Raw genomic sequence first — 20678 nt, 5'->3', positions numbered from 1 at the left:
TAAACGATAAGGTAAAATCTGATAGTGCTATACATAACCACCATGCTAAAATAAATCAGCCCATGGGAGTTTAGCTCATCTTTCGCCTACTATTTCTTTCATCAGCCTTGTTGTAAACTCGTTAATCCTTCTTACTCCTTCTCTTATATCGTTTTCGTCTACTGCAAAACTTAGTCTTAAGTAATTCTTTCCTACTTCTAAAGGGAATACCTCTCCGGGGATAGTTGTAACTCCGGCTTCTTCGATCAACTTTATCGCAAAATCTTTTACCTGAATGTTAGCCCTAGAAAGGATCTCTCCTATATAAGGGAACATATAGAAAGCTCCTTGACTTTTATGAACTTTTATCCACTTATTTTTCTTTAATTCTTCATACATTACGTCCCTTCTTCTTCTAAATAGAGATATCATATCTTTCACTTCATCGAAAGCGTCAAATGCTGCAATGGCACCTTTCTGCGCAAAACTTGTAGGGCATGTATATATATTTGCAGCGAGTTCAGCCATTTTTTTGGTGATTTTCTCTTTGGCTATAACATATCCTAATCTCCAACCGGTCATGGAGAAGGTCTTACTAAAGCCGTTAACGTAGATCGCGTAGTCACGCCAGTCGGGGTCTTCAAGAATACTTTTCATCCGCCCATCGTACACAAAATAATCATAAATTTCGTCTGAAAGTAAAATTATGCTTTTCTCTTTGGCTAATTCCATTATATTTTCTATTTCTTTCGGATCAAAGACCATACCTGTAGGGTTATGGGGGTTATTTAATACAATCATTTTAGTTTTAGACGAAATTTTATCTTCTAATTCACTTACGTTTAACGAGAAACCTGTCTCTTCCGCCCATTTCATCTTAACATAAACCGGCTTTCCACCTAGCATTTTAACTACTTCTGCATACGAATAAAATGAAGGGTCAAATATTATTACTTCATCTCCAGGGTTAACGTAAAGGAGAAAAGCTAAATACAGAGCTGTTTTAGCACCGGGTGTTATTATAACCTCTTCTTTCTTAACTGGCTTCCCGTTAGGATATAGTGTATTAACATGAGAAGCAATTTTTTCACGTAATTCATCTATACCATAAGCTGAAGTATACCCTGTAAAACCTTCGTCAAGAGCCTTTATTGCAGCGTTCCTAATTTTTCTAAAGGTAGGTAAATCCGGTTGTCCTATTCCGAAATTTATAACCCTTATGCCTTTCTCTCTCTGAACCTTCCTTGCAACCTCTTGATATACTAGAGTAGATTCGCCACTTATAGCCATTGATGCCTCAGAAAAATTGTCTAACATAAAATATACACCTATACTAACTCCTTTATTTTATTCGGATCTTGCATCAGTGTAGTTCCTATTAGAAATGCGTCAGCTCCAGCTTCTTTCAATTGCTGTATATCGTCTCTAGATCTTATTCCACTCTCAGCTATTTTCAATCTATCAGATGGAATTAATTTCAGCAACCTCTTCGTCTTTTCTAAACTTAGATCCAGAGACGCTAAGTCACGTGAATTAACACCTATTATATCAAAGTTATTTCTTACTGCTATTTCTATTTCCTCTTCATTAGTAACTTCCACTATGACGTCTAGGTGGTAACTCTTAGCATACTTATAGAGACTAACTAGCTCTCTTTCGGTAAGAACTCTGACTATTAATAATATTACGTCTGCGCCTAAGCTGTATGCTGAATTTACCTGCTTTTCAGTCACTATAAAGTCCTTCATTAAGACCGGTATACGTACGGCCCTTGTTACAGCTTCTAGGTCTTTGTAGCTCCCGCCGAAAAATTTTTCCTCCGTTAAAACACTTATCCCGGCAACACCATTAGACTCCATAAATTTAACATATTCTATAATATCTCGATCCATATTAAAACCGGAGGGAGATTTCCTCTTATATTCCGCGATAATAGGGTTCTTACCGTGACCCTTGATATGAAGTATACTTTGCCTAAGAGAATAGATCGGCCTCTGCCTAACCTTATAGATTTCTGGTCTTTGCTGTGAAAACCTCACTACATCACCTAACCAACCTTGTAAAAATCTAGGCATCTGATTAGACTTTATTAATGAAATTATAAAGTATTCTTTTACCAAAAGGTGTACCTACACTCTCGGGATGAAATTGAACACCATAAACCTTGTATTCCGAATGGTGAACACCCATTATTTCATTGTCTTCGACAGAATAGGCGTCAATAATTAAGGGATCTTTTACGTCATCAATTACTAGACTGTGGTATCTGGTAGCCTCAAACTGTTTAGGAATTCCATCGTATATAATAACAGAAGAATTATGGATTATTCTACTTATTTTTCCATGAAAAATCTTTTTAGCTCTCCTTATTTTAGCACCATAAGCATACCCTATAGCTTGATGACCTAAGCAGATACCTAGGATAGGGATCCTCTTCCCCAACTGTTTTATCACATCAATCACTATCCCTATATCCTCCTTTTTATCCGGGGATCCGGGTCCAGGTGAGATTATAATCCTATCAGGGTTTATTCTTTCTACTCCTCTTAAACTAATTTCATCATTCCTGATTACTATAGGAATTGTCCCTAACTCTCCTACTATCTGAGCAATATTATATACGAAACTGTCATAATTATCTATTATTAACGTAACGTCTGTCATCTCTCTACCCCCATAGCGACCTTCAATGCCTTCATTTTATGTTCAGTTTCATAATATTCCATTTCAGGAATTGAGTCATATACTATCCCTGCTCCTGCTTGTATTCTGAACAGGTCATTATTTACAAAAGCACTTCTAATTGTAATGGCAAATTCTGAATCACCGTTAGACGAGAAGAACCCTACACCACCTGCATAAGGTCCTCTCTTATATGGCTCAAGCATTTCAATGATATTCATAGCCATGGGCTTAGGGGCACCGCTTACAGTCCCAGCTGGGAACGTAGCTTTAAGCACATCAAATGACGTATTATTTCTCTTCAGGGTCCCAACGACCTTACTTACAATATGTTGTACATGACTGTACTTTTCTACATACATTAATTCTGGGACCTTAACAGAACCCATGTAGCATACTTTACCTATATCATTTCTAGCTAAGTCAACTAACATTAGATGTTCTGCTCTTTCCTTTTCAGACGCTAGCATCTCCCTCTCTAACTCTAAGTCTTCTTCAACAGTTCTACCTCTCGGTCTCGAACCAGCTATCGGATATGTTTCCACTATGCCATCTTGGACACTGAATAGGGTTTCTGGGCTTGAACCTATTATTTCTCGGTTGCCAAACTTTAAATAGAACATGTACGGTGATGGGTTTATCTTCCTTAATGCATTATAAAAATGCACTAAATTACCCTTAAAACTATACCTATAAAATCTAGAAATTACGACTTGGAAAGCATAGCCTCGTTTTATATAATCCAAGATCTCTGAAACACTATTTTCAAATTCCGTTTTCCCTAAAGATTCGTCATAGAATTCGAACTTTAACTGTCCTGAACTAGAACAATTGTCCTTTAGTCGCAACTCACCTTCAACATATACCTTCCCTTCAACGTGGTCATAAACTATAATATTTTCTGGTATGAAGAATTCTCCATAAGGCCAGTTTTCTATTTCTGGTTTAAGATCCTTAATTACCTCCCAGTACCTTATCGCATCGTAACTAACGTAGCCAATTATACCCCCTTTAAACTTACCTGGCAATGAAAGCAAAGGTGCTTTTTTTATAAACTCCCCTAGTACTTCTAGGGGATCATAGAATGTAGTATTGATATCTCCGTCGCTAGAATCTTTATTTAATTTTAAGTATCCTTTTCTCCCCCACGCTATTATGCTAAACCTCGATTTATGCTGTGGCCCACTTCCGCTTTCTAATAAGGCTGCTATGTCTTCTCCTTCTTTTATACATGAAAAAACCTCATTGGGTTGAGCAAATGCAGTTATCGGGTATACTTCCATTCTCTCACCTCTTTCAAAATTAAGGCCATCTTACTCGAATCCTTTTTACCTTTGTAGGTTTCGATACCGCTTGATATATCTATCCAGTAAGGATCTAGGTAAAGATACTCTCTGACATTTTGCGGGGTTATTCCTCCCCCTATCCCCGTTTTATAATATTCCTTAAGCCATTTTTCGGCAATAGATAAATCCAACCTATTTTGTGGGTTTTTATCTAGTAATATCATGTAGTTAGTCCTTGAAATAACCAGTCTAAAGTACCCTTCAAATTCTCTCGAAGCAGGAACGTACAGAATTAAATTCTTTATAGACGAGGAAAGTAACTCTTCAATTTCTATTTCGCTTAACACTCTATGTATTTGTATTATATCTGCCTCTTTTCCTTCATTTAAAATCCTTTGTATAGTACCATTTACTTTAACTATGACTACTGGCTTAGTTACGTGGTTTTTTAATATTTTTACAAATTCATGTTTAACATATCGAGGGCTGACCGTATCAGCTACTACACCTATAAAATCTGCTCCCAATTTTTCTGCAGTTATTGCATCTTGGACGTGAGATATACCGCAAAATTTAACCTTTACCAGCTTCACTCACCAGTCCTCTAAACCTTTCAATATTTCCGTTCAATTCTATTATTTTTTCTATATGACCTATAGAGCTTTCCATGAGTTGAATAGCATATTCATATCCATCCCTAAAGTCTGTCACCTTGCCCAACAGCCTAAGCCCCACACTTACATTAATTGCAATAAAGGTCTTGACGTTCTTATCTAATCCTGATAAACCCCTAATTATTTTAACCGCAGAATCATGAGTACTCTCTACTCTTAATTTTTCTATTGGAACCGGTTCCTTGATACCAAAATCCGTATAATTTACCTTATACCTCTCGATCTTACGTCTGTTCACCTCATAAATTATAGTGTCCCCTTGTGGGCTTATTTCATCTATACCAGGTTCACCGTGATAGAGGTACATCCGTTCGTAGTCGAGATCCTGAGCTGCCTCAGCTATCCTATCAATAAACTTTTCAGAAAAAACTCCCATCATTTGATACCTAGCTGAAGCGGGATTGGTAAGAGGGCCAAGGATATTAAATATCGTACGTATCCCCAGATTCTTTCTGACATTTGCAACATTCTTCATAGCCGGGTGATATAGTGGTGCGAATAAGAATACAAAATTAGATTTAGTTAAGAGTTCTATAGCCTTATCTTTTTCTACAGTTATTTTATATCCTAACTCTTCTAGTACGTCAGCACTTCCAGATTTACTACTCACGGACCTATTACCATGTTTTGCTACCGGAAAAACTTGGCTAAGGACTAGCGCGGTAGCAGTACTTACATTCAGCGTATTTAGCCCATCTCCACCAGTTCCAGCCGTGTCTAAAGTGTTAGGGAAATCTATCCTGATAGCGTTGTTTCTCATAGCTCTAGCAAATCCTCTTATTTCTTCAGAACTTTCACCCTTTGAAGCTAAAGCTACCAGAACCCCAGCGCTTTGTATTTCGGTAATTTCACCTTTCATTATAGCATTAGCTATTTCCTCAGCTTCAGTTTCGGTTAGACTGCCCTTTTCATACACTAACTTTCGTAGATAATTAGCTATATTCATCTAGGATCCCCCTAATTTCCTTTACCAGTTTTAATGCACTTTCAATTCCATTCTTTTCAATTTCTTCAATAAACGCTGTCCCGATTGCCACACCGTCAGCACCAGCACTTAGTGCCTTTCTTAAATCGTTGAAGTCGTTAAGTCCAAAACCTACAACTAGTTTATTTTGAACCAGGTTTCTTACACGTATAATTAAAGAGTCAACACTAACCGGTATAATAACCCCAGTAGTTGGTCTAACACCGTAGTAGAGGAAAAGGTCGGAAATCTTTGAAGCCTCTTGGATTAAGTTATCAGGTACTGAAGGTGCAGTGAAAAGTACGGCTTTTAACCCGTGCTTTTTGATATCATTAACGTAAGATACATAGTCGTCCACGAAATCAATTAATAGATCAGGGAATAATATACCATCGATACCTATCTCTCTTAATTTCTCTAGGAAAGAGTCCAACTGATCTACATAGTCCTCTAAATAGGTGAGAATTACTATAGGTACCGAAACTCTTTTTCTAACTTCAGCCAATACGGAGTAGTAATCTTTTAACCAGTTTGTTACAGCCTTATAGCTTTTCCTGATCACAGGACCGTCATATTTAGCGTATTTTGGAGGAACACCTATCTCAAGGATATCAGTGCCCAGTTCAACGCTCTTCTCTATGAAATTATAAAAAGGGTCTAACGAAGGGTAGCCTAAAGTCATATAAGTTACTAACATCCTCCTCATTTCTTATTCCCTATCCTCCTCTTAATTGATTCATAGTTACCTAGGTCTAGCAATCCGTGACCGCTAAAGTTAACAACTATCACCTTCTTCTCGTTATTTTTCTTAGCTTCTAATGCCTCGTCAATTACAGCCCTTAATGCATGTGAGGTTTCAGGTGCTGGTACAATACCTTGGGTTTTCATCACAAGCCTCGCTGCTTCGAATATCTGTTCCTCTTCATATTCCTTCCACTCAATCATTTTTTCCCTTACAAGTAAACTTAACGACGGTGCAACTCCATGGTACCTTAGTCCACCAGCGTAAATAGACGGAGGCACATAGTCTTTACCTAATGTTATCATCTTAACTAAGGGTAAGAGTCCAGCTGAGTCGGGGAAGTCGTATTCGTATCTACCGGTGCTAAACTTAGGGACTTCAGCTGCTCCTACAGCTATAAACTTCTTTCCCTTTTTGGCTCCTATAAAAGGATAAGCAAAACCTCCGAAGTTACTACCTCCCCCTACGCATCCTACTAATACATCTGGTTCTTCACCTAATTCCTCTAATTGGGCAATAGCCTCCATACCTATTACTGACTGGTGTAAAAGGACTACATCAAGAACACTACCTACTAAATATCTATAACCGTGGTTTAGTGCATATTCTATTGCTTCACTCATCGCGATACCTAAAGAGCCAGGGTGGTTTGGGTTTTCTTTCAGGACTTTTCTGCCGAATTCAGTAAGGTCTGTAGGACTAGCATAAACATTCCCACCGTAAAGTTCCATAATAGTCTTTCTCATTGGCTTTTGCTCATAACTTACTTTTACCATGAATATTGTGGAGTTCATATCATACATTGATGCTGCTAACGCTACTGCAGTACCCCACTGTCCTGCACCGGTCTCGGTGACAACATGTTCTACGCCTTCTTCATGAGCAAAATATGCCTGAGGTATCGCAGTATTTATCTTATGAGACCCTGTAGGAGTGGCACCTTCATACTTAAAGTAAATTTTTGCAGGAGTACCTAAATACTCTTCTAACCTTTTAGCCCTAATTAGTGGAGTTGGTCTACCTATTGCCTCGTATCTATCCCTTACCTCTTCAGGTATCTTTATAAACCTCTCTATAGTAAACTGCTGTCTTAGTACTTCTTTTGGCAATATTTTCTTTAATAGCTCTATCCTAGAAAACTCTGCTTCTGGAGGATCCCTTGGAGGAGGTAAAGGCTTAGGTAGATCTGGGACTATATTATACCAGTACTTTGGAATCAAATCAGTGTTTACCATTGGTGCAACAAAAACACCTTATACAATAAAAGCTTACCACATTTAAAAATTTTAATAGGTATCAAAAGTGTCGAACTCACCTTTATAGTCTTCAAATTTAACGTCCACTTTTTCCACTTTAGCTAAAGGAGGGCCCCGTCTTATCTGCTCTAAGAGTTTCTGCAAGGACTCCTCATGTCCTTCCCCTATAACTTCTACTGTACCGTCAGGAAGGTTTTTTGCATACCCTTTAACTCCTAACCTAACCGCATGAATTTGGACGAAACGCCTAAACCCTACTCCTTGTACCATGCCATAAACTTTAACATACATCCGCTTTAACATTTACAATCACCTCAGTGTCGCTCCACTTCTTCACCTATCTGATTTCTCCTTATCATCACAATATATTTTTATCCATATTCTCTCATTTTAAAATCAATGATTAAAGTAGCAATAGCCGGGCTAGGAAATTGTGCCTCAATGCTTATACAAGGTATAGAGTATTATAAACAGAAAGGAGAGGACTATTACGAAGGCTTAATTACACCGCTTATCGGAAACTATAGGGTAACGGACATAGAAATTGTAGCGGCTTTTGACATATCTAAGAATAAAGTCGGGAAAGACATAAGCGAAGCAATCTTTGAAAAACCAAATATAACCCCTAAGATCGTAGAGATGCCTAAAAAAGGCGTTAAAGTATCTAAAGGCCCCGTATTTGATGGAGTAGCACCTCACATGATAGATGTCTTTAATCCTACAATAGATGGAAAAATAGAGGACGTAATCCAAGAATTGAAAGATAGTGGGGCTGAGATTTTAGTAAATATGCTACCGGTTGGAAGCGAAATAGCTAGCAGAACTTACGCTAAAGCTTCATTAGAAGCTGGCACTGCCTTTGTTAACGCTATACCAGTCTTTATAGCTAGTGACCCTACTGGTGAATTCCCACGACTTTTTAAAGAAAAAGGGCTGCCCATCGCCGGAGATGATATTAAAGGGCAAATAGGAGCTACAATCTTACATAGGACTTTAACATCATTATTTAGGCTCAGAGGAGTAAAAGTAGATGAGACTTACCAGTTAAACGTTGGGGGAAACACAGATTTCCTGAACATGAAAACTGAAGAAAGACTACATTCCAAGAGAATAAGCAAAACTAAGGCTGTAACAAGTACTTTAGATAACGAGTACTTAGAAAAAGAAGGTAAAATTAGAATAGGTCCTTCTGATTATATCCCGTTTCTTGGAAACACTAAAGTAGCATATATTTACGTGAAGGGGTGTGGGTTTGCAGGGATGCCAATAAAGATTGAAGCATCACTGGAAGTTGATGATAAGTCAAATTGTGCTGCAGTCCTAGTTGACGTAATAAGAGGTGTAAAAGTAGCATTAGATAAAAAATTAAGCGGCCCTCTGGTAGAACTTTCGGCATTCTATTTTAAACATCCTCCAGTACAGGCGAAAGATGATGAAGAGGCATTTAGGTGGTTTAAGAAGTTCCTGGAAATGTGATATTTGCGAAGAAAACGCGTCTGTTTTTGTTTGTAGGATATGTAGAAGAAAGGTATGTCCAGAGGACTTCTTATTTGATAGACTAATTTGTAAAGTATGTGAGATGAGTATTTGTGAAATATGTGGAAAGAACTTATCTATAGGAAAGTGTGAAAATTGCGGCAAAATAATATGCCAAGACTGTACTGCTCATTTTGACGGGGCCAGAAGATATTGTATACAGTGCTGGGAAAAAATATCAGGAAGAAAAGGAAAATATTTAACTATCTAGGTCTATAAATTCACTCTTCTAATTTCTTTCTTAATCCTTGTAATAACATCTTCTGCTCAACAGAAGCTACCATACGTCTGGTACTTACAACCGCGTCTGGGTTCACGCTGATACTATCAATTCCCTCTTTCACTAGGAATTCCACTACTTCTTGATATACACTAGGTGCTTGCCCACAGATCGACACAGTCTTTCCGTATTTATGAGCCGTATGTATAAGCCTCCTTATAGATTCCAGGACAGCTGGATCTCTCTCGTCATAATAACCCATTCTAGCCAAGAGATCAGAGTCCCTATCCACTCCTAAAGTTAACTGAGCTAAGTCATTACTACCTATACTAAATCCGTCAACAATCTTAGAAAATTCATCGGCTAACACGATAACTGAAGGAACTTCTGCCATTATCCAGACCTTAAAGTCAGAACTTCTTCGTAGTCCTTCTTCTTCCATGATCCTAATTGCTCTATTAAGTTCCCATGTAGTCCTAACGAACGGGAACATAACCCAGACATTACTTAGCCCCATCTCCTCTCTGACTTTAAGGATAGCCTTGACCTCAAGTCTAAAAGCTGGTTCGTACTGTTTACTTATATATCTTGAAACTCCTCTCCACCCGATCATCGGATTTCTTTCGTCTGGTTCAAATTCACTACCGCCCTGAAGGCTTTTGTACTCGTTAGACTTGAAATCCGAGAACCTCACTACTACCGGTCTCGGATAAATTGCCGACGCTACCATAGAAATTCCTTCGGCAAGTTTATTAACAAATTCTTCAGGTTTTCCTATTTTTATAAGATAGAGAGGATGATACTTAATCCATTCACTAACTATAAACTCTATCCTCATTAAGCCTATCCCGTCAAATGGAAGATCGAGGTATTTTTGTATAACATCCGGCTGACCCAGATTCATATAAATCTTAGTCCCGGTAACTGGGTATAAACTAAGTAAGACATCACGTGATATCCCAGAGACTGAGGTATGAGTAGTTTGCACAGAAGAGCCTTTCTCAGCTTCTTCGTGGACTACTTTTCCTTCATAGATAACTCCTCTTGTAGCGTCCACTGTTATTTCTTGCCCATCTTGAATGACTTTAGTAGCATTACCTGTCCCAACTACGGCAGGAATTCCGAGCTCTCTAGATACTATTGCCGCGTGACTGGTCCTACCACCCTCGTCCGTTACTATAGCTGATGCTATCTTCATTACTGGAACCCAATCCGGATCTGTCATTTTAGTTACTAGAATTTCGCCTTGCTGAAAGTTTTTAGCGTCTTTAAGATCTAATAAGACCCTTGCTTTTCCGACAACGATACCGGGGCTCGCAGGAATGCCTTTTGTAAGGATCTTACCCGTAGAACTTCCTTTCTTCTCTTTCTGTTCTTCTTTACCTTTATTACTCCAGTACGTTTCTGGCCTAGCTTGAACTATGAAAACGTTATCAGGAAACTTCAAATCAGCATCTATAGCCCATTCAATATCCATAGGTCTACCGTAATGTTCTTCTATTTTTAGAGCTAGTTTAGCTAGCTCGATAGCTTCATCGTCATTTAATGACATCGTATCGGCTTCCTCTCCCGATAGGTGTATAGTTTTGTTTTGGCGAGAAGACTGGTCATAGACTATTTTTGTGGTCTTATGAGAAAGCCTCCTCTCTACGATTTTTAGGCTAGATTTTTCAATTATAACCTCGTCCGGGGTAACTCTCCCTCCTACTACAGATTCACCTAGACCCCAACTCGATTCGATTACGATGTAATTTCTATCCCCAGTAGAAGGATGTAAAGTGAACATAACTCCAGCTGATCTAGAATTTACCATTTTTTGGACGACTACTGCCATAGCTATATTTAACTGATCTATCCCTTTTGCTTTTCTATATGAAATTGCCCTTGCAGTATATAAGCTTGCCCATACTCTCTTTACCGCATCCAATAGTTCGGCACGTGAAACATTCAAATAAGTGTCTTGTTGGCCCGCAAAGCTTGCCTCGGCTATATCCTCAGCTGTAGCTGAAGACCTTACTGCTACTAAGACTTCTTTACCTACTAATTTAGATAATGAATCATAATTTCCATAAATAGTTTCCTCTAAATCTTTGGGTACGGTAGCTGATAAAATTAATGACTTAATTTTCTCACTTGCTTTTTCTTCATCCGGTTCTGTTTCCAATACGTTCTTGATTTTCTCTTTTAATTTATTATATTCTATAAAGTATTTATATGCGTTTGATGTAATAACAAAACCAGGAGGAACTCTTATACCAAATGCAATCAGTTCACCTAAATTAGCACCTTTACCTCCAGCTAGAGAAAGCATATCTTTCCTTATAGACTTAAGGTCAAGTATAAGATCCCCTTCAATAACCGAAGAAGTCACGATATTCCCCATTAAAATATTTACTTATACATTAAAAAATGTTATTGACCCTTGAAAAAATCTAATTACCAAATTTATTTCTCATTTATGATCTTCATTGGATTTTTGTGCTACAGAAGTCACGAAAGATGGGAGAGATGGGAACTTCTCTTTCATCCTCTGTTCTGCAACCATAGTAGCTTCTTCTAAAATCTTTCTTGCCTCTGGGGAAGTCGAGGTGAAGTCAACTCCAGTTCCGCTGAATTCTCCCGCTTCAATTACTATTTCTTGTAACCCTTCTTCTAAATCAGCCAGCTCAACAGAGAGCTCTGGCATAACCCCTTTCATGGCATACCTGAGTTCCCTAATAACTCCGACTACGGGCACAAGGGAATTAAATACGTCACCTAACTCAGTAACTGTTTCTAACCTTAATTGTACTTGCTCTAGTGCTACTTGAGTAGCTAATAACTGCTTAGTTATTTTCCTTATTTCAGCGATCTCATTAGCATACATAGCAGCCCTCATATTGTCCTTAGAGATCTGGGCTTCTACTACCTTTTCAAATAATGACCTATCCCTCTCTTGAAGCTTAGATATATAAACATCAAGCCTACTTATAGTAGTCTTAAGCCTATAATTAGCCATAACCAATTTATAACGTAATGGTTGTTGTGGCTTGAAAGCTGTCTTTAACTTTTCAGCTAATGTAGGCTCCTGTTTTCCGTTCCAGTTCTTAATAAAATCATTTACGCCAGCCATTTATCTCAAATTAAGACTAGTCAACAGATACTGTTAAAATAGACGGGCTTATAATACACTTTATTTATACTAAATAACCTGATGAGCGTCTTTTCGGTAAAGATAGACAGAAATAACATCGTTATAATGAACAATAGTCCTAAAAAAGTATTACTCAGACTGGTGATGGTTGACTATGAGGTAACTACGCTAACGTATGATCAAGAAAGAGTCCCCAAAGTAATCCATGACGAGGTTACAATTAATAAGGAACTTAAAGAAAACGAGAAAATCGAGGTTAAAGCCACTATTGAAAATATAAAAAAAGTTAGTATAATTTTCAAAGACTTAGAGTCCGAGGTCACTTTACGGGAAGATCATGAGATCTAAGGATCTTTTCAAGTAGAGGCCTCATTCTAATAACAACTTGTTCATCGTCTTTGACTTCCTCGGGCCATTCTCTACCAGTCTCTTCTTTAAATTTCCTTGTGGCATCAATACCGATTTTACTCCCCAAAGGAGGATTAGGGACTGTATGGTCTAAAGAATCCGTAATCACATTATCTACTATTAGGACATCCCTCTTGGGGTCTACAGTAGACGCTATGGCATACATTACTTGATTAATATCATGTACGTTCACGTCTTCATCCACAACTATTATGAATTTTAGTAAGCTCAGTTGTCCGGTTCCCCATAAAGCCATCATTGCTCTCTTACCCTGGCCAGGGTACATCTTCTTTATAGAGAAGATACCGATACCAGTATATAATCCGTACTCAGGCAAATTCATATCCACTAGTTCTGGGACTATCATTTGCAAAAAAGGAAGGAAAAGCCTCTCTACAGCTTTGCCTATCCAAGCGTCCTCCAGAGGAGGTTTACCTACAGATGTAGCGTGAAATATCGGGTTCTCTCTTAAATGTACCTTTTCGAGTTTAAAGGTAGGAAAATAGTCTTGCGGAGTATAATAACCTAAATGATCTCCAAAAGGTCCTTCTAACCTAACATCGTCTAGGTCTACATATCCTTCGATAACAGACTCCGCATTCGACGGGACTAATATCCCGTTATCCAGTTCATGGACTTCTACACCTTCACCCCTTATTATGCCCGCAAATAGGTATTTATCTAGACCCGGTGGGACAGGTGAGGAGGCTATAAACGCAATAACCGGGTCTACACCATTAACAATAGCTACCGGGATCTTCCTGACTCCTAATCTTTTATATTTCTGAGCAGCGATATTCCCCCTTTTCAACACCTGCCAATGGATTATAGCTTCTCTATCATTAACAATCTGAATTCTATACACACTTAAGTTATTGACATTAGTTTCTGGGTCCTTAGTTATCACTATAGAAAAAGTAAAATACCTGCCAGCATCCTTTGGCCAAGTTTTTAACGCAGGGAAAGTTAGTAAGTTAGCTCTACTTTCCTCCTCAAAAACTGGTTTTTTACTCTTAGGCAAGATCTTTCCGAACTTGGTAAATTCGGTTAAACTTTTAATTTTCTGAGAAAGCGATATGGGCATGTCCCCCATAAATTGTTCTATGAAATTTTTACTTATTTCTTCAAGTTTGCTCGTCCCTAATAGATCATAAAACGCATCAATAGAATAAAATACATTAGTCAATACTTTCCATCCCGGATAGCCTTTAACCTTGGTAAACAAAAGAGGAGGAAAATTCCTATAAGTAGCCTGCCTAGAGATATATGCTATTTCAAGGTCTGTAGATATTTCGTCATTAATTTCTATTATTTTCCGATTTTTTCGTAGAAAATCAATATACTCTCTAATATCCTTAAAAGCCATAATTACTCACATTTTTGATATAAGATAAAGCTTATAATTTAGTGTAATAAAGAGCTTTACCGTACAGTGGTGAGTTATTGTTGGAAACATGCAAGGCTATTTGAAATGTTTAGATTGCGGAGAGGAGTACCCAGTAAAACAAGACCTCATAACTTGCCCTAAATGCGGAGGACTACTCGAGATAATATTAGAACCCCCTAAAGGGTTTACGTTCTCTTCCCTTAGAGGCAAGGGAGTCTGGAGATATAAAGACCTAATAGCAGGTGAATACAAAAGGATAGTTACACTTAATGAAGGGAATACACCACTAATAAAGTCTAGTAACTACGAAAACGCGTATTTTAAGTTTGAAGGGGCTAACCCCACAGGTAGCTTTAAGGATAGAGGAATGACAGTAGCCATAAGCTCCGCTGTTTCTTTAGGGTATAAGGTAGTTGTTGCAGCGTCTACCGGGAATACAGCTGCGTCAGCGGCAGCTTACGCTAGCAGAGCTGGACTCAAAAGTTATATAGTGCTCCCGAAAGGAAAAGTGGCTATAGGCAAACTTGCACAATCAATTCTATATGGTGCGACAATTCTTGAGGTAGACGGGAGTTTTGATATCGCTATGTCGAGTGTCATGAAATTGTACAAAGAACTCAAAATTGTATACCCCCTCAATTCATTTAACCCTTGGAGGTTAGAAGGACAAAAGACTATAGCCTTTGAAATCTATGAGGACATAGGAGTCCCTGATAACGTTATAGTTCCAGTAGGAAATGCTGGAAATATTTATGCCATATGGAAAGGGTTTACCGAGCTAAAGAGTGCAGGCATAATAGATAGGACTCCGAGGATGATAGGAGTCCAAGCTGAAGGGGCCTCCCCAATTGCAAGGGCCTTTGAAAAAGGACTTGATAAACCGGAATTTGTAGACACACCAGAAACAGTAGCGACAGCGATAAGAATAGGAAAGCCGGTTAACTGGAAAAAAGCTATAAAAGCTATTAAAAACTCGAGAGGATTCGCCATCTCAGTCTCAGATAACGAGATCCTTGACGCCCAAAGACAGTTAGCAAGAAGAGAAGGGATCGGCGCTGAGCCCGCGTCAGCAGCTGCATATGCTGGGTTCTTAAAACTAGTTAACGAGAAAAGGTTAGATACAAATGAAAAGACTGTCATGATACTAACCGGTCATGCACTTAAAGACCCAGAGGCTATGGCGAAATCCGAAGCTAAACGTATCTTAGTTAACCCCGAGCATATTGATAAAGTAGTCCTCGGTGAGCTGTAATGAGAATTTTAAAAATAGGAGGTTCAATCCAGAAAGATGAGAAAGACTATGAACTTATTCTAGAAAAGATAAAGAAATATTCTAGTGAACCATCTTTTAGTAAAAACGTGGTAGTTACATCGGCTATAAAAAACGTTACAAACCAACTCCTATCTGTAACGACGCAGACTGATAAATCAGTGGACATAATAAGCGATATTTACGATAGACACATTAGGCTCTTATCAAAACTAGTAGACGGAATAGAATTCGAAAGAGCGTTCAAAGACCTTTCTAAACTGGCCGATGAATTATACAAAGTAGCATGGTCAATAAGAGTACTAGACGAAGTAACACCTAAAGTGAGGGACTATATACTTTCGTTCGGAGAAAGGCTCGCTGTTATAGTCTTATCCGCTTATCTAACTAACAATAAATTAAACGTGGGCTATCTATCAGACCCCCCTCTAATAACGGATGAAAATTTCGGTGAAGCAAATGTCTTATTAACAGAGTCAACAGAGTATTTGACCAGAAAGCTAGAAGAAATTAACAGACCCGTAACTGTGATCCCTGGCTTCATAGGAATAAGCAAGACCCACAAGTTTACTACAATAGGAAGAGGAGGTAGTGATTACACAGCTACACTTATAGGAAAGCTCCTTAGCGCTAAAGAAGTCAGATTAATCACGGAAGTACCCGGTATAATGACCGCGGACCCGAAAAAGATTAAAAATGCTATTACAATTCCTAGACTGTCCCTGGAAGAAGCCATAGAACTCTCTCAGCTAGGTGCAAAAAGGCTCCACCCGAGGACGTTTGACCCGCTATTCGGCTCAAACATGAAAGTTATCATAGAGGGACTTTATGAAGAAGGTGATACGACAATAGAGGGAATGTGTACCCAAAATGATTTACTAAAGGGACTAACTACAAACGATAACCTGAAGTTAATTACTATCGAGAGCACTAGAATAGTAGGAAAAATAGGTTCTGCAGCTACTATAACAACAGAAGTTAAAAATGCAAATGTGAACATCGTGGCAATATCACAGCCTGCTTCTGAGACGGTGATCCAGCTTGTAATAAACAATGAAGATAGCGATAGGCTGATGAATAGGCTTAACCAGCTTGGTTCTCTCATAAAGGAGGTAGAAGTTGAAGACGTAAGTGCAATAAGTATTGTTGGATGTGGGTTAAGAAATAAAGAAATCTCGAGCAAAGTCCTTACGAGAGCGTCAGCATATGACCCGCTTTTTATCTCCAGAGGTCTTAAAGGTGTCAGTATAACATTTATATCAAATAAGAGAGAATCAGAACAACTCGCCAAAGACTTACATGAGGTGGTACTAGAATGGTCGACAAAATAAGAGTGTCCCTACTAGGCTCAACGGGTATGGTAGGGCAAAAAATGGTTAAACTAATATCAACTCACCCTTATCTAGAATTAGTTAAAGTTAGTGCGTCTCCGTCAAAAATAGGTAAAAAGTATAAGGAGTCCGTAAGGTGGGTTGAACCGGGTGATATACCAGAGAACGTAAAAGATTTACCTATAGTATCTACCAATTATGAAGACCATAAAGATGTTGATATAGTACTTTCAGCACTCCCTAACGAGTTAGCAGAAAGCATAGAGTTAGAGTTAGTTAAGAACGGGAAGGTCGTAGTATCGAACGCAAGCCCATTCAGAATGGATCCTGATGTCCCTCTAATTAACCCAGAAGTAAACTGGGAGCATTTAGAGCTCCTAAAAGCACAGCAGTCTAAAAAAGGATGGAAAGGACTTCTAGTCAAAAACCCAAATTGTACGGCAGCCATAATGTCAATGCCGTTAAAACCTTTACTTGACATAGCGGAGAGGTCAAAAATTTTAATAACGACACTTCAAGCTGTGAGCGGGGCCGGATATAACGGGATCCCCTTTATGTCTATAGAAGGAAATATCATACCATATATTAAAGGTGAGGAAGATAAAATAGCAAAAGAACTAACAAAGCTTAACGGGAAAGTAGACCAACAACAGATAATTCCAGCTAACTTAGATACATCTGTTACTTCGATCAGAGTGCCGACAAGAATCGGACATATGGGAATAATAAACATAATGACAGACAAGAAAATAGATATAGAAGAAATAAAACAAAGACTTAAGAATTTTAAATCTCTACCCCAGATTAAGAATTTACCAACAGCACCTAAATCACCTATAATAGTAAGGGACGAAGAGGATAGGCCCCAACCACTATTAGACGTGCCTGCAGGAAATGGGATGGCAATCACAGTAGGTAGGTTAAGGTTCGAAAATAACGTACTGAGGCTTATAGCTTTAGGAGACAATTTAGTTAGGGGTGCTGCAGGTATTACTATTTTAACAGTGGAGGTTATGAAGGAGCTTGGGTATATATGATAAAGATAGACCTCCACGTCCATACTTTTTACAGCGATGGCAAGTATTCCCCAGAACTAATGATAAAAACTGCCCTCAAAAAAGGGCTGGATGGTATAGCTATAACAGACCATGATACATCTGAAGCGCATAAGAGAATTAAAGGATATCCAGTAGTACCCGGACAGGAAGTGAGTACACAGTACGGACATGTAGTTATTTTATGTAATTTTCCTCCAGACCCCCCTCGTGATATACAACAATTAATCGATTACAGTAAAGAAAATAATTGCCTAATTTTTCCTTCTCACCCTTTCGATATTTTTAGAGCAGGAATAGGAGAAAAAGTATTCAGTTACAAGTTTGATGCAATAGAAGTTTTCAACTCTAAAGCACCTAAAAGTGCAAATGAAAAAGCTTTGAAAGCTTCTCAGGCACTTGGCTTACCCGGTCTAGCTAATAGCGATTCACACGTGAGCGAGGCATTGGGTTCTGCATATAATGAATTACAAATAACGGAGTTTAGAGTTGATGATATATTAGAAGAACTAAAAAAGGGTAGGGTAAAGCCTATAGGGATAGGATTAACCGCAAAAGCTAAGTTAAAGATAGTAGAATGGAGTATATTGAGGAAACTGAAAATTGCGAAAAATACCCGCAGAACTATGTATCCGTTGTAAAGGGTATAAATACCTATGCGGTCTCCCTTCTTGTCCTATAATGGATAGGTTTAGGTCTATTACCATAGCAGTTAGCAAAGTCCATAGCTCGGAGGCAATAAAGGGTTCCACACCTCCCAGTATTATTATAGGAGAGAAAAACTATCCTAAAGTCCCGCTAATCTATAACATACCACCTGGTGTACAAGGGGATCAAGCAAAAGAATATGAAGACCCTAAAGGTTGGTGGGGTAAAAAGAGCCTTAATGAAATCCTGTCATTAAGGAGTCAAATGATCTCATCTCTACTTAAAAAAGTAGACATCAACGACCCTTTCAAACTCTACGAAAAGGAAATTTCTTTAGCTGGAGTATCTTACAAACCCGTAGACTCAAATGCGGTTAGTGATAAAAAAGGCATAGAAGCTAAATTACGGTTTGATGGGGTACTTATACCTAGAGGTCCTTCACTTGAAGTTAACGATATTAAGGTCGAGGATAATCCTAAGCTTTCGCCTCACCTTGAAAAATTTATCTTTGATGACGTAAAGGCTGAAGAAGCCATACTGGAACTATATCGAAATGGTGAAGACTATTACAAGATCATAACCGGACTTTCACTCGGGCTATTCGGGCTCAAGAAAAACAGAAAATTAGTGCCTACTAGGTGGAGTATAACTGCAGTAGACCAGGCTATAGGTAAGTATTTACTCCCGCAAATTAGACGTTTCGGAGAGATAGACGAAGTCGAGGTATATTATTCCTCATATTTAGGAAACTACTTCCACATTATATTATTTCCATCTACTTACAGAAGTGTATGGGTAGAAATCTGGCACCCACTATCACTATGGGCTAACGAGCTTATTGTAAGTGACCTAAGCGAGGACTATTGGGGAAAGTATGATTTCTTAGACGGTGGTTATATGGCATCAAGGCTAGCCGTCCTTGAAAAACTGCACGAGAGAAAGAGGCAAGCCGGGGTAATTATCATAAGAGAAATAACAGCGGAGTACTATGCTCCAGTAGGTAATTGGCACATTAGAGAGACTACTAAAAGAGCATTAGAAGAAAATAAGATAGCTACGTTTGAAGGACTTAGAGACGCAATTAAGTTTGTAAATATGAGGTTGAAGGCTAAGGACAAGGTCTCCTTAGAAGATATAAAAAGTATAAAAAAGCTCCTTGTCCAAACTTCTATAGACTCTTTCTTAAATAAGAAGTGAAAATACCGACATAGCAGTATACAACCTGTTCTCCGCTTGATCCCATACAGCTGATTGAGGACCGTCTATTACTTCCGCCTCTACTTCTTCTCCTCTAACCGCGGGTAGACAGTGTAGGAAAATAGCGTCTTTACTAGCATACCTCATTAGATCTCTGCTCACCTTATATTGACTTAATTTTTTCTTTTTTTCTTCTCCTATTTTTTCTTGACCCATACTCACCCACACATCTGTATAGATAACCATGCTCCCTCTCACAGCTTCATAGGGATCCTCATAAAATTCTATTATTGCACCACTCTTTTCAGCCTCTTCCTCTATCCTTTTCCATATTTCTTGCTTAGGTTTATACTCCTTCGGAGACGCAACACGTAGCTCTAGCCCTAACTTGGCAGCGAAAGCCATGAGACTAATTAACACGTTATCGCCCCCATCGCCTACAAAAGTTACCGTCTCGTACTTACCAAACTTTTCCTTTATCGTCATATAATCGGATAAAGCTTGGAGAGGGTGGGCTATATCGCTCAACAAGTTTATTACAGGCTTCTTAGAATACTCTGACATTATTATAAGGCTTTTATGGTCAAGTACTCTAGCACCAATACCGTCTACAAACCTACCTAATACCCGTGCAGTATCTTCCACGGGCTCACCTCTACTTAACTGGAGTTCTCCTTTACTTAATACTATACTAATACCGCCCAATTTCCTTATAGCTAGCTCCGTACTGACCCTGGTCCTAGTACTAGGCTTTTCAAAAATTAGGGCTACACTCTTTCCTTCTAAAAGTTTGGGTGTGTTGCCAGTGTACACGTAGTTTTTCATCATAAAAGATACATCCATCATTTTTTCTATTTCTTGTTTAGAAAAATCCAACAGACAAAGTAGGCTTTTTCCCCTCAACATATTT

The 20678-nt window shown here is 38.5% G+C and carries 20 protein-coding genes; 7 read left to right on the top strand and 13 right to left on the bottom strand.

Annotated elements, in window-relative coordinates:
* Positions 1–75: 75 nt before the first annotated feature.
* The 9 genes from KN1_RS12355 to KN1_RS12315 are packed head-to-tail and all read right to left on the bottom strand — an operon-like array spanning position 76 to position 7886.
* Positions 76–1296 (bottom strand): pyridoxal phosphate-dependent aminotransferase, encoded by a 1221-nt coding sequence (locus KN1_RS12355; RefSeq protein ID WP_221287946.1) that lies wholly within the window; start codon positions 1294–1296, stop codon positions 76–78.
* 11 nt (positions 1297–1307) lie between these two features.
* Complete coding sequence (gene trpC, locus KN1_RS12350) at positions 1308–2054, bottom strand: indole-3-glycerol phosphate synthase TrpC (RefSeq protein WP_221287945.1); 747 nt, start codon at positions 2052–2054, stop codon at positions 1308–1310.
* Positions 2055–2058: 4 nt separating this feature from the next.
* A complete protein-coding gene (locus tag KN1_RS12345; protein WP_221287944.1) occupies positions 2059–2643 on the bottom strand; it encodes an anthranilate synthase component II in 585 nt (194 codons plus the stop codon).
* Positions 2640–3944 carry an anthranilate synthase component I gene (locus tag KN1_RS12340; protein WP_221287943.1) on the bottom strand — a complete coding sequence of 435 codons (1305 nt, stop codon included), beginning with the start codon at positions 3942–3944 and terminating at the stop codon, positions 2640–2642. Before KN1_RS12340 ends, KN1_RS12345 begins: the two co-directional genes overlap by 4 nt.
* Positions 3926–4540 (bottom strand): phosphoribosylanthranilate isomerase, encoded by a 615-nt coding sequence (locus tag KN1_RS12335; RefSeq protein WP_225905692.1) that lies wholly within the window; start codon positions 4538–4540, stop codon positions 3926–3928. Before KN1_RS12335 ends, KN1_RS12340 begins: the two co-directional genes overlap by 19 nt.
* On the bottom strand, positions 4521–5567 hold the full coding sequence (trpD, locus tag KN1_RS12330; RefSeq protein ID WP_221287942.1) for an anthranilate phosphoribosyltransferase: 1047 nt from the start codon (positions 5565–5567) through the stop codon (positions 4521–4523). The genes KN1_RS12335 and trpD overlap by 20 nt, the downstream gene beginning before the upstream one ends.
* Entirely contained in the window at positions 5554–6291 is a 738-nt protein-coding gene (gene trpA / locus KN1_RS12325; protein ID WP_221287941.1) for a tryptophan synthase subunit alpha, read from the bottom strand. The genes trpD and trpA overlap by 14 nt, the downstream gene beginning before the upstream one ends.
* Complete coding sequence (locus KN1_RS12320) at positions 6288–7562, bottom strand: TrpB-like pyridoxal phosphate-dependent enzyme (RefSeq protein WP_221287940.1); 1275 nt, start codon at positions 7560–7562, stop codon at positions 6288–6290. The genes trpA and KN1_RS12320 overlap by 4 nt, the downstream gene beginning before the upstream one ends.
* A 51-nt stretch (positions 7563–7613) precedes the next feature.
* Positions 7614–7886: an acylphosphatase gene (locus KN1_RS12315; protein WP_221287939.1), complete on the bottom strand. Its 273-nt coding sequence runs from the start codon at positions 7884–7886 to the stop codon at positions 7614–7616.
* Positions 7887–7982: 96 nt separating this feature from the next.
* Between KN1_RS12315 and KN1_RS12310 the strand changes: the two genes are divergently transcribed.
* The gene (locus KN1_RS12310) at positions 7983–9059 is read left to right on the top strand and encodes an inositol-3-phosphate synthase (protein WP_221287938.1); all 1077 of its coding nucleotides are present in this window, start codon (positions 7983–7985) and stop codon (positions 9057–9059) included.
* Positions 9060–9340: 281 nt separating this feature from the next.
* Here KN1_RS12310 and ppsA read toward each other — a convergent pair whose 3' ends face one another.
* The gene (gene ppsA, locus KN1_RS12305; protein WP_221287937.1) at positions 9341–11722 is read right to left on the bottom strand and encodes a pyruvate, water dikinase; all 2382 of its coding nucleotides are present in this window, start codon (positions 11720–11722) and stop codon (positions 9341–9343) included.
* 69 nt (positions 11723–11791) lie between these two features.
* A complete protein-coding gene (gene cdvB1/B2, locus KN1_RS12300) occupies positions 11792–12451 on the bottom strand; it encodes a cell division protein CdvB1/B2 (protein WP_221287936.1) in 660 nt (219 codons plus the stop codon).
* Positions 12452–12532: 81 nt separating this feature from the next.
* Here cdvB1/B2 and KN1_RS12295 point away from each other — a divergent pair, with 81 nt between their 5' ends.
* On the top strand, positions 12533–12820 hold the full coding sequence (locus KN1_RS12295; protein ID WP_221287935.1) for a hypothetical protein: 288 nt from the start codon (positions 12533–12535) through the stop codon (positions 12818–12820).
* Here KN1_RS12295 and KN1_RS12290 read toward each other — a convergent pair.
* Entirely contained in the window at positions 12792–14246 is a 1455-nt protein-coding gene (locus KN1_RS12290) for a UbiD family decarboxylase (protein WP_221287934.1), read from the bottom strand. The genes KN1_RS12295 and KN1_RS12290 overlap by 29 nt on opposite strands.
* Before the next feature lie 100 nt (positions 14247–14346).
* On the opposite strand from KN1_RS12290, the gene thrC reads away from it, so the two are divergent.
* Genes thrC through KN1_RS12265 form a run of 5 tightly spaced genes read left to right on the top strand, consistent with a single transcriptional unit; the run spans position 14347 to position 19768 of the window.
* Complete coding sequence (gene thrC, locus KN1_RS12285) at positions 14347–15519, top strand: threonine synthase (RefSeq protein ID WP_221287933.1); 1173 nt, start codon at positions 14347–14349, stop codon at positions 15517–15519.
* The gene (locus KN1_RS12280; RefSeq protein ID WP_221287932.1) at positions 15519–16868 is read left to right on the top strand and encodes an aspartate kinase; all 1350 of its coding nucleotides are present in this window, start codon (positions 15519–15521) and stop codon (positions 16866–16868) included. The genes thrC and KN1_RS12280 overlap by 1 nt, the downstream gene beginning before the upstream one ends.
* On the top strand, positions 16853–17905 hold the full coding sequence (gene asd / locus KN1_RS12275; protein WP_221287931.1) for an aspartate-semialdehyde dehydrogenase: 1053 nt from the start codon (positions 16853–16855) through the stop codon (positions 17903–17905). The genes KN1_RS12280 and asd overlap by 16 nt, the downstream gene beginning before the upstream one ends.
* Positions 17905–18564 carry a CehA/McbA family metallohydrolase gene (locus tag KN1_RS12270; RefSeq protein ID WP_221290751.1) on the top strand — a complete coding sequence of 220 codons (660 nt, stop codon included), beginning with the start codon at positions 17905–17907 and terminating at the stop codon, positions 18562–18564. The genes asd and KN1_RS12270 overlap by 1 nt, the downstream gene beginning before the upstream one ends.
* Positions 18527–19768, top strand: coding sequence for an Nre family DNA repair protein (locus KN1_RS12265; RefSeq protein WP_221287930.1), 1242 nt, complete (start codon positions 18527–18529; stop codon positions 19766–19768). The genes KN1_RS12270 and KN1_RS12265 overlap by 38 nt, the downstream gene beginning before the upstream one ends.
* Here KN1_RS12265 and argF read toward each other — a convergent pair.
* Complete coding sequence (gene argF, locus KN1_RS12260) at positions 19754–20674, bottom strand: ornithine carbamoyltransferase (RefSeq protein WP_221287929.1); 921 nt, start codon at positions 20672–20674, stop codon at positions 19754–19756. The two genes, KN1_RS12265 and argF, sit on opposite strands and share 15 nt — an antisense overlap.
* Between the last annotated feature and the right edge of the window lie 4 nt (positions 20675–20678).

The sequence above is a fragment of the Stygiolobus caldivivus genome, from assembly GCF_019704315.1.
GTDB lineage: Archaea > Thermoproteota > Thermoprotei_A > Sulfolobales > Sulfolobaceae > Stygiolobus > Stygiolobus caldivivus.
The sequence above is the reverse complement of the archived record's forward strand: the minus strand, read 5'-3'. Positions and strand labels throughout refer to the sequence as shown.

Excerpts from the sequence above, each read along its gene's own strand:
- KN1_RS12355 (WP_221287946.1), bottom strand. The coding sequence starts at position 1,296 with ATGTTAGACAATTTTTCTGAGGCATCAATGGCTATAAGTGGCGAATCT.
- trpC (WP_221287945.1), bottom strand. The coding sequence starts at position 2,054 with ATGCCTAGATTTTTACAAGGTTGGTTAGGTGATGTAGTGAGGTTTTCA.
- KN1_RS12345 (WP_221287944.1), bottom strand. The coding sequence starts at position 2,643 with ATGACAGACGTTACGTTAATAATAGATAATTATGACAGTTTCGTATAT.
- KN1_RS12340 (WP_221287943.1), bottom strand. The coding sequence starts at position 3,944 with ATGGAAGTATACCCGATAACTGCATTTGCTCAACCCAATGAGGTTTTT.
- trpD (WP_221287942.1), bottom strand. The coding sequence starts at position 5,567 with ATGAATATAGCTAATTATCTACGAAAGTTAGTGTATGAAAAGGGCAGT.
- trpA (WP_221287941.1), bottom strand. The coding sequence starts at position 6,291 with ATGAGGAGGATGTTAGTAACTTATATGACTTTAGGCTACCCTTCGTTA.
- KN1_RS12320 (WP_221287940.1), bottom strand. The coding sequence starts at position 7,562 with ATGGTAAACACTGATTTGATTCCAAAGTACTGGTATAATATAGTCCCA.
- KN1_RS12315 (WP_221287939.1), bottom strand. The coding sequence starts at position 7,886 with ATGTTAAAGCGGATGTATGTTAAAGTTTATGGCATGGTACAAGGAGTA.
- KN1_RS12310 (WP_221287938.1), top strand. The coding sequence starts at position 7,983 with ATGATTAAAGTAGCAATAGCCGGGCTAGGAAATTGTGCCTCAATGCTT.
- ppsA (WP_221287937.1), bottom strand. The coding sequence starts at position 11,722 with ATGGGGAATATCGTGACTTCTTCGGTTATTGAAGGGGATCTTATACTT.
- cdvB1/B2 (WP_221287936.1), bottom strand. The coding sequence starts at position 12,451 with ATGGCTGGCGTAAATGATTTTATTAAGAACTGGAACGGAAAACAGGAG.
- KN1_RS12295 (WP_221287935.1), top strand. The coding sequence starts at position 12,533 with ATGAGCGTCTTTTCGGTAAAGATAGACAGAAATAACATCGTTATAATG.
- KN1_RS12290 (WP_221287934.1), bottom strand. The coding sequence starts at position 14,246 with ATGGCTTTTAAGGATATTAGAGAGTATATTGATTTTCTACGAAAAAAT.
- KN1_RS12280 (WP_221287932.1), top strand. The coding sequence starts at position 15,519 with ATGAGAATTTTAAAAATAGGAGGTTCAATCCAGAAAGATGAGAAAGAC.
- asd (WP_221287931.1), top strand. The coding sequence starts at position 16,853 with ATGGTCGACAAAATAAGAGTGTCCCTACTAGGCTCAACGGGTATGGTA.
- argF (WP_221287929.1), bottom strand. The coding sequence starts at position 20,674 with ATGTTGAGGGGAAAAAGCCTACTTTGTCTGTTGGATTTTTCTAAACAA.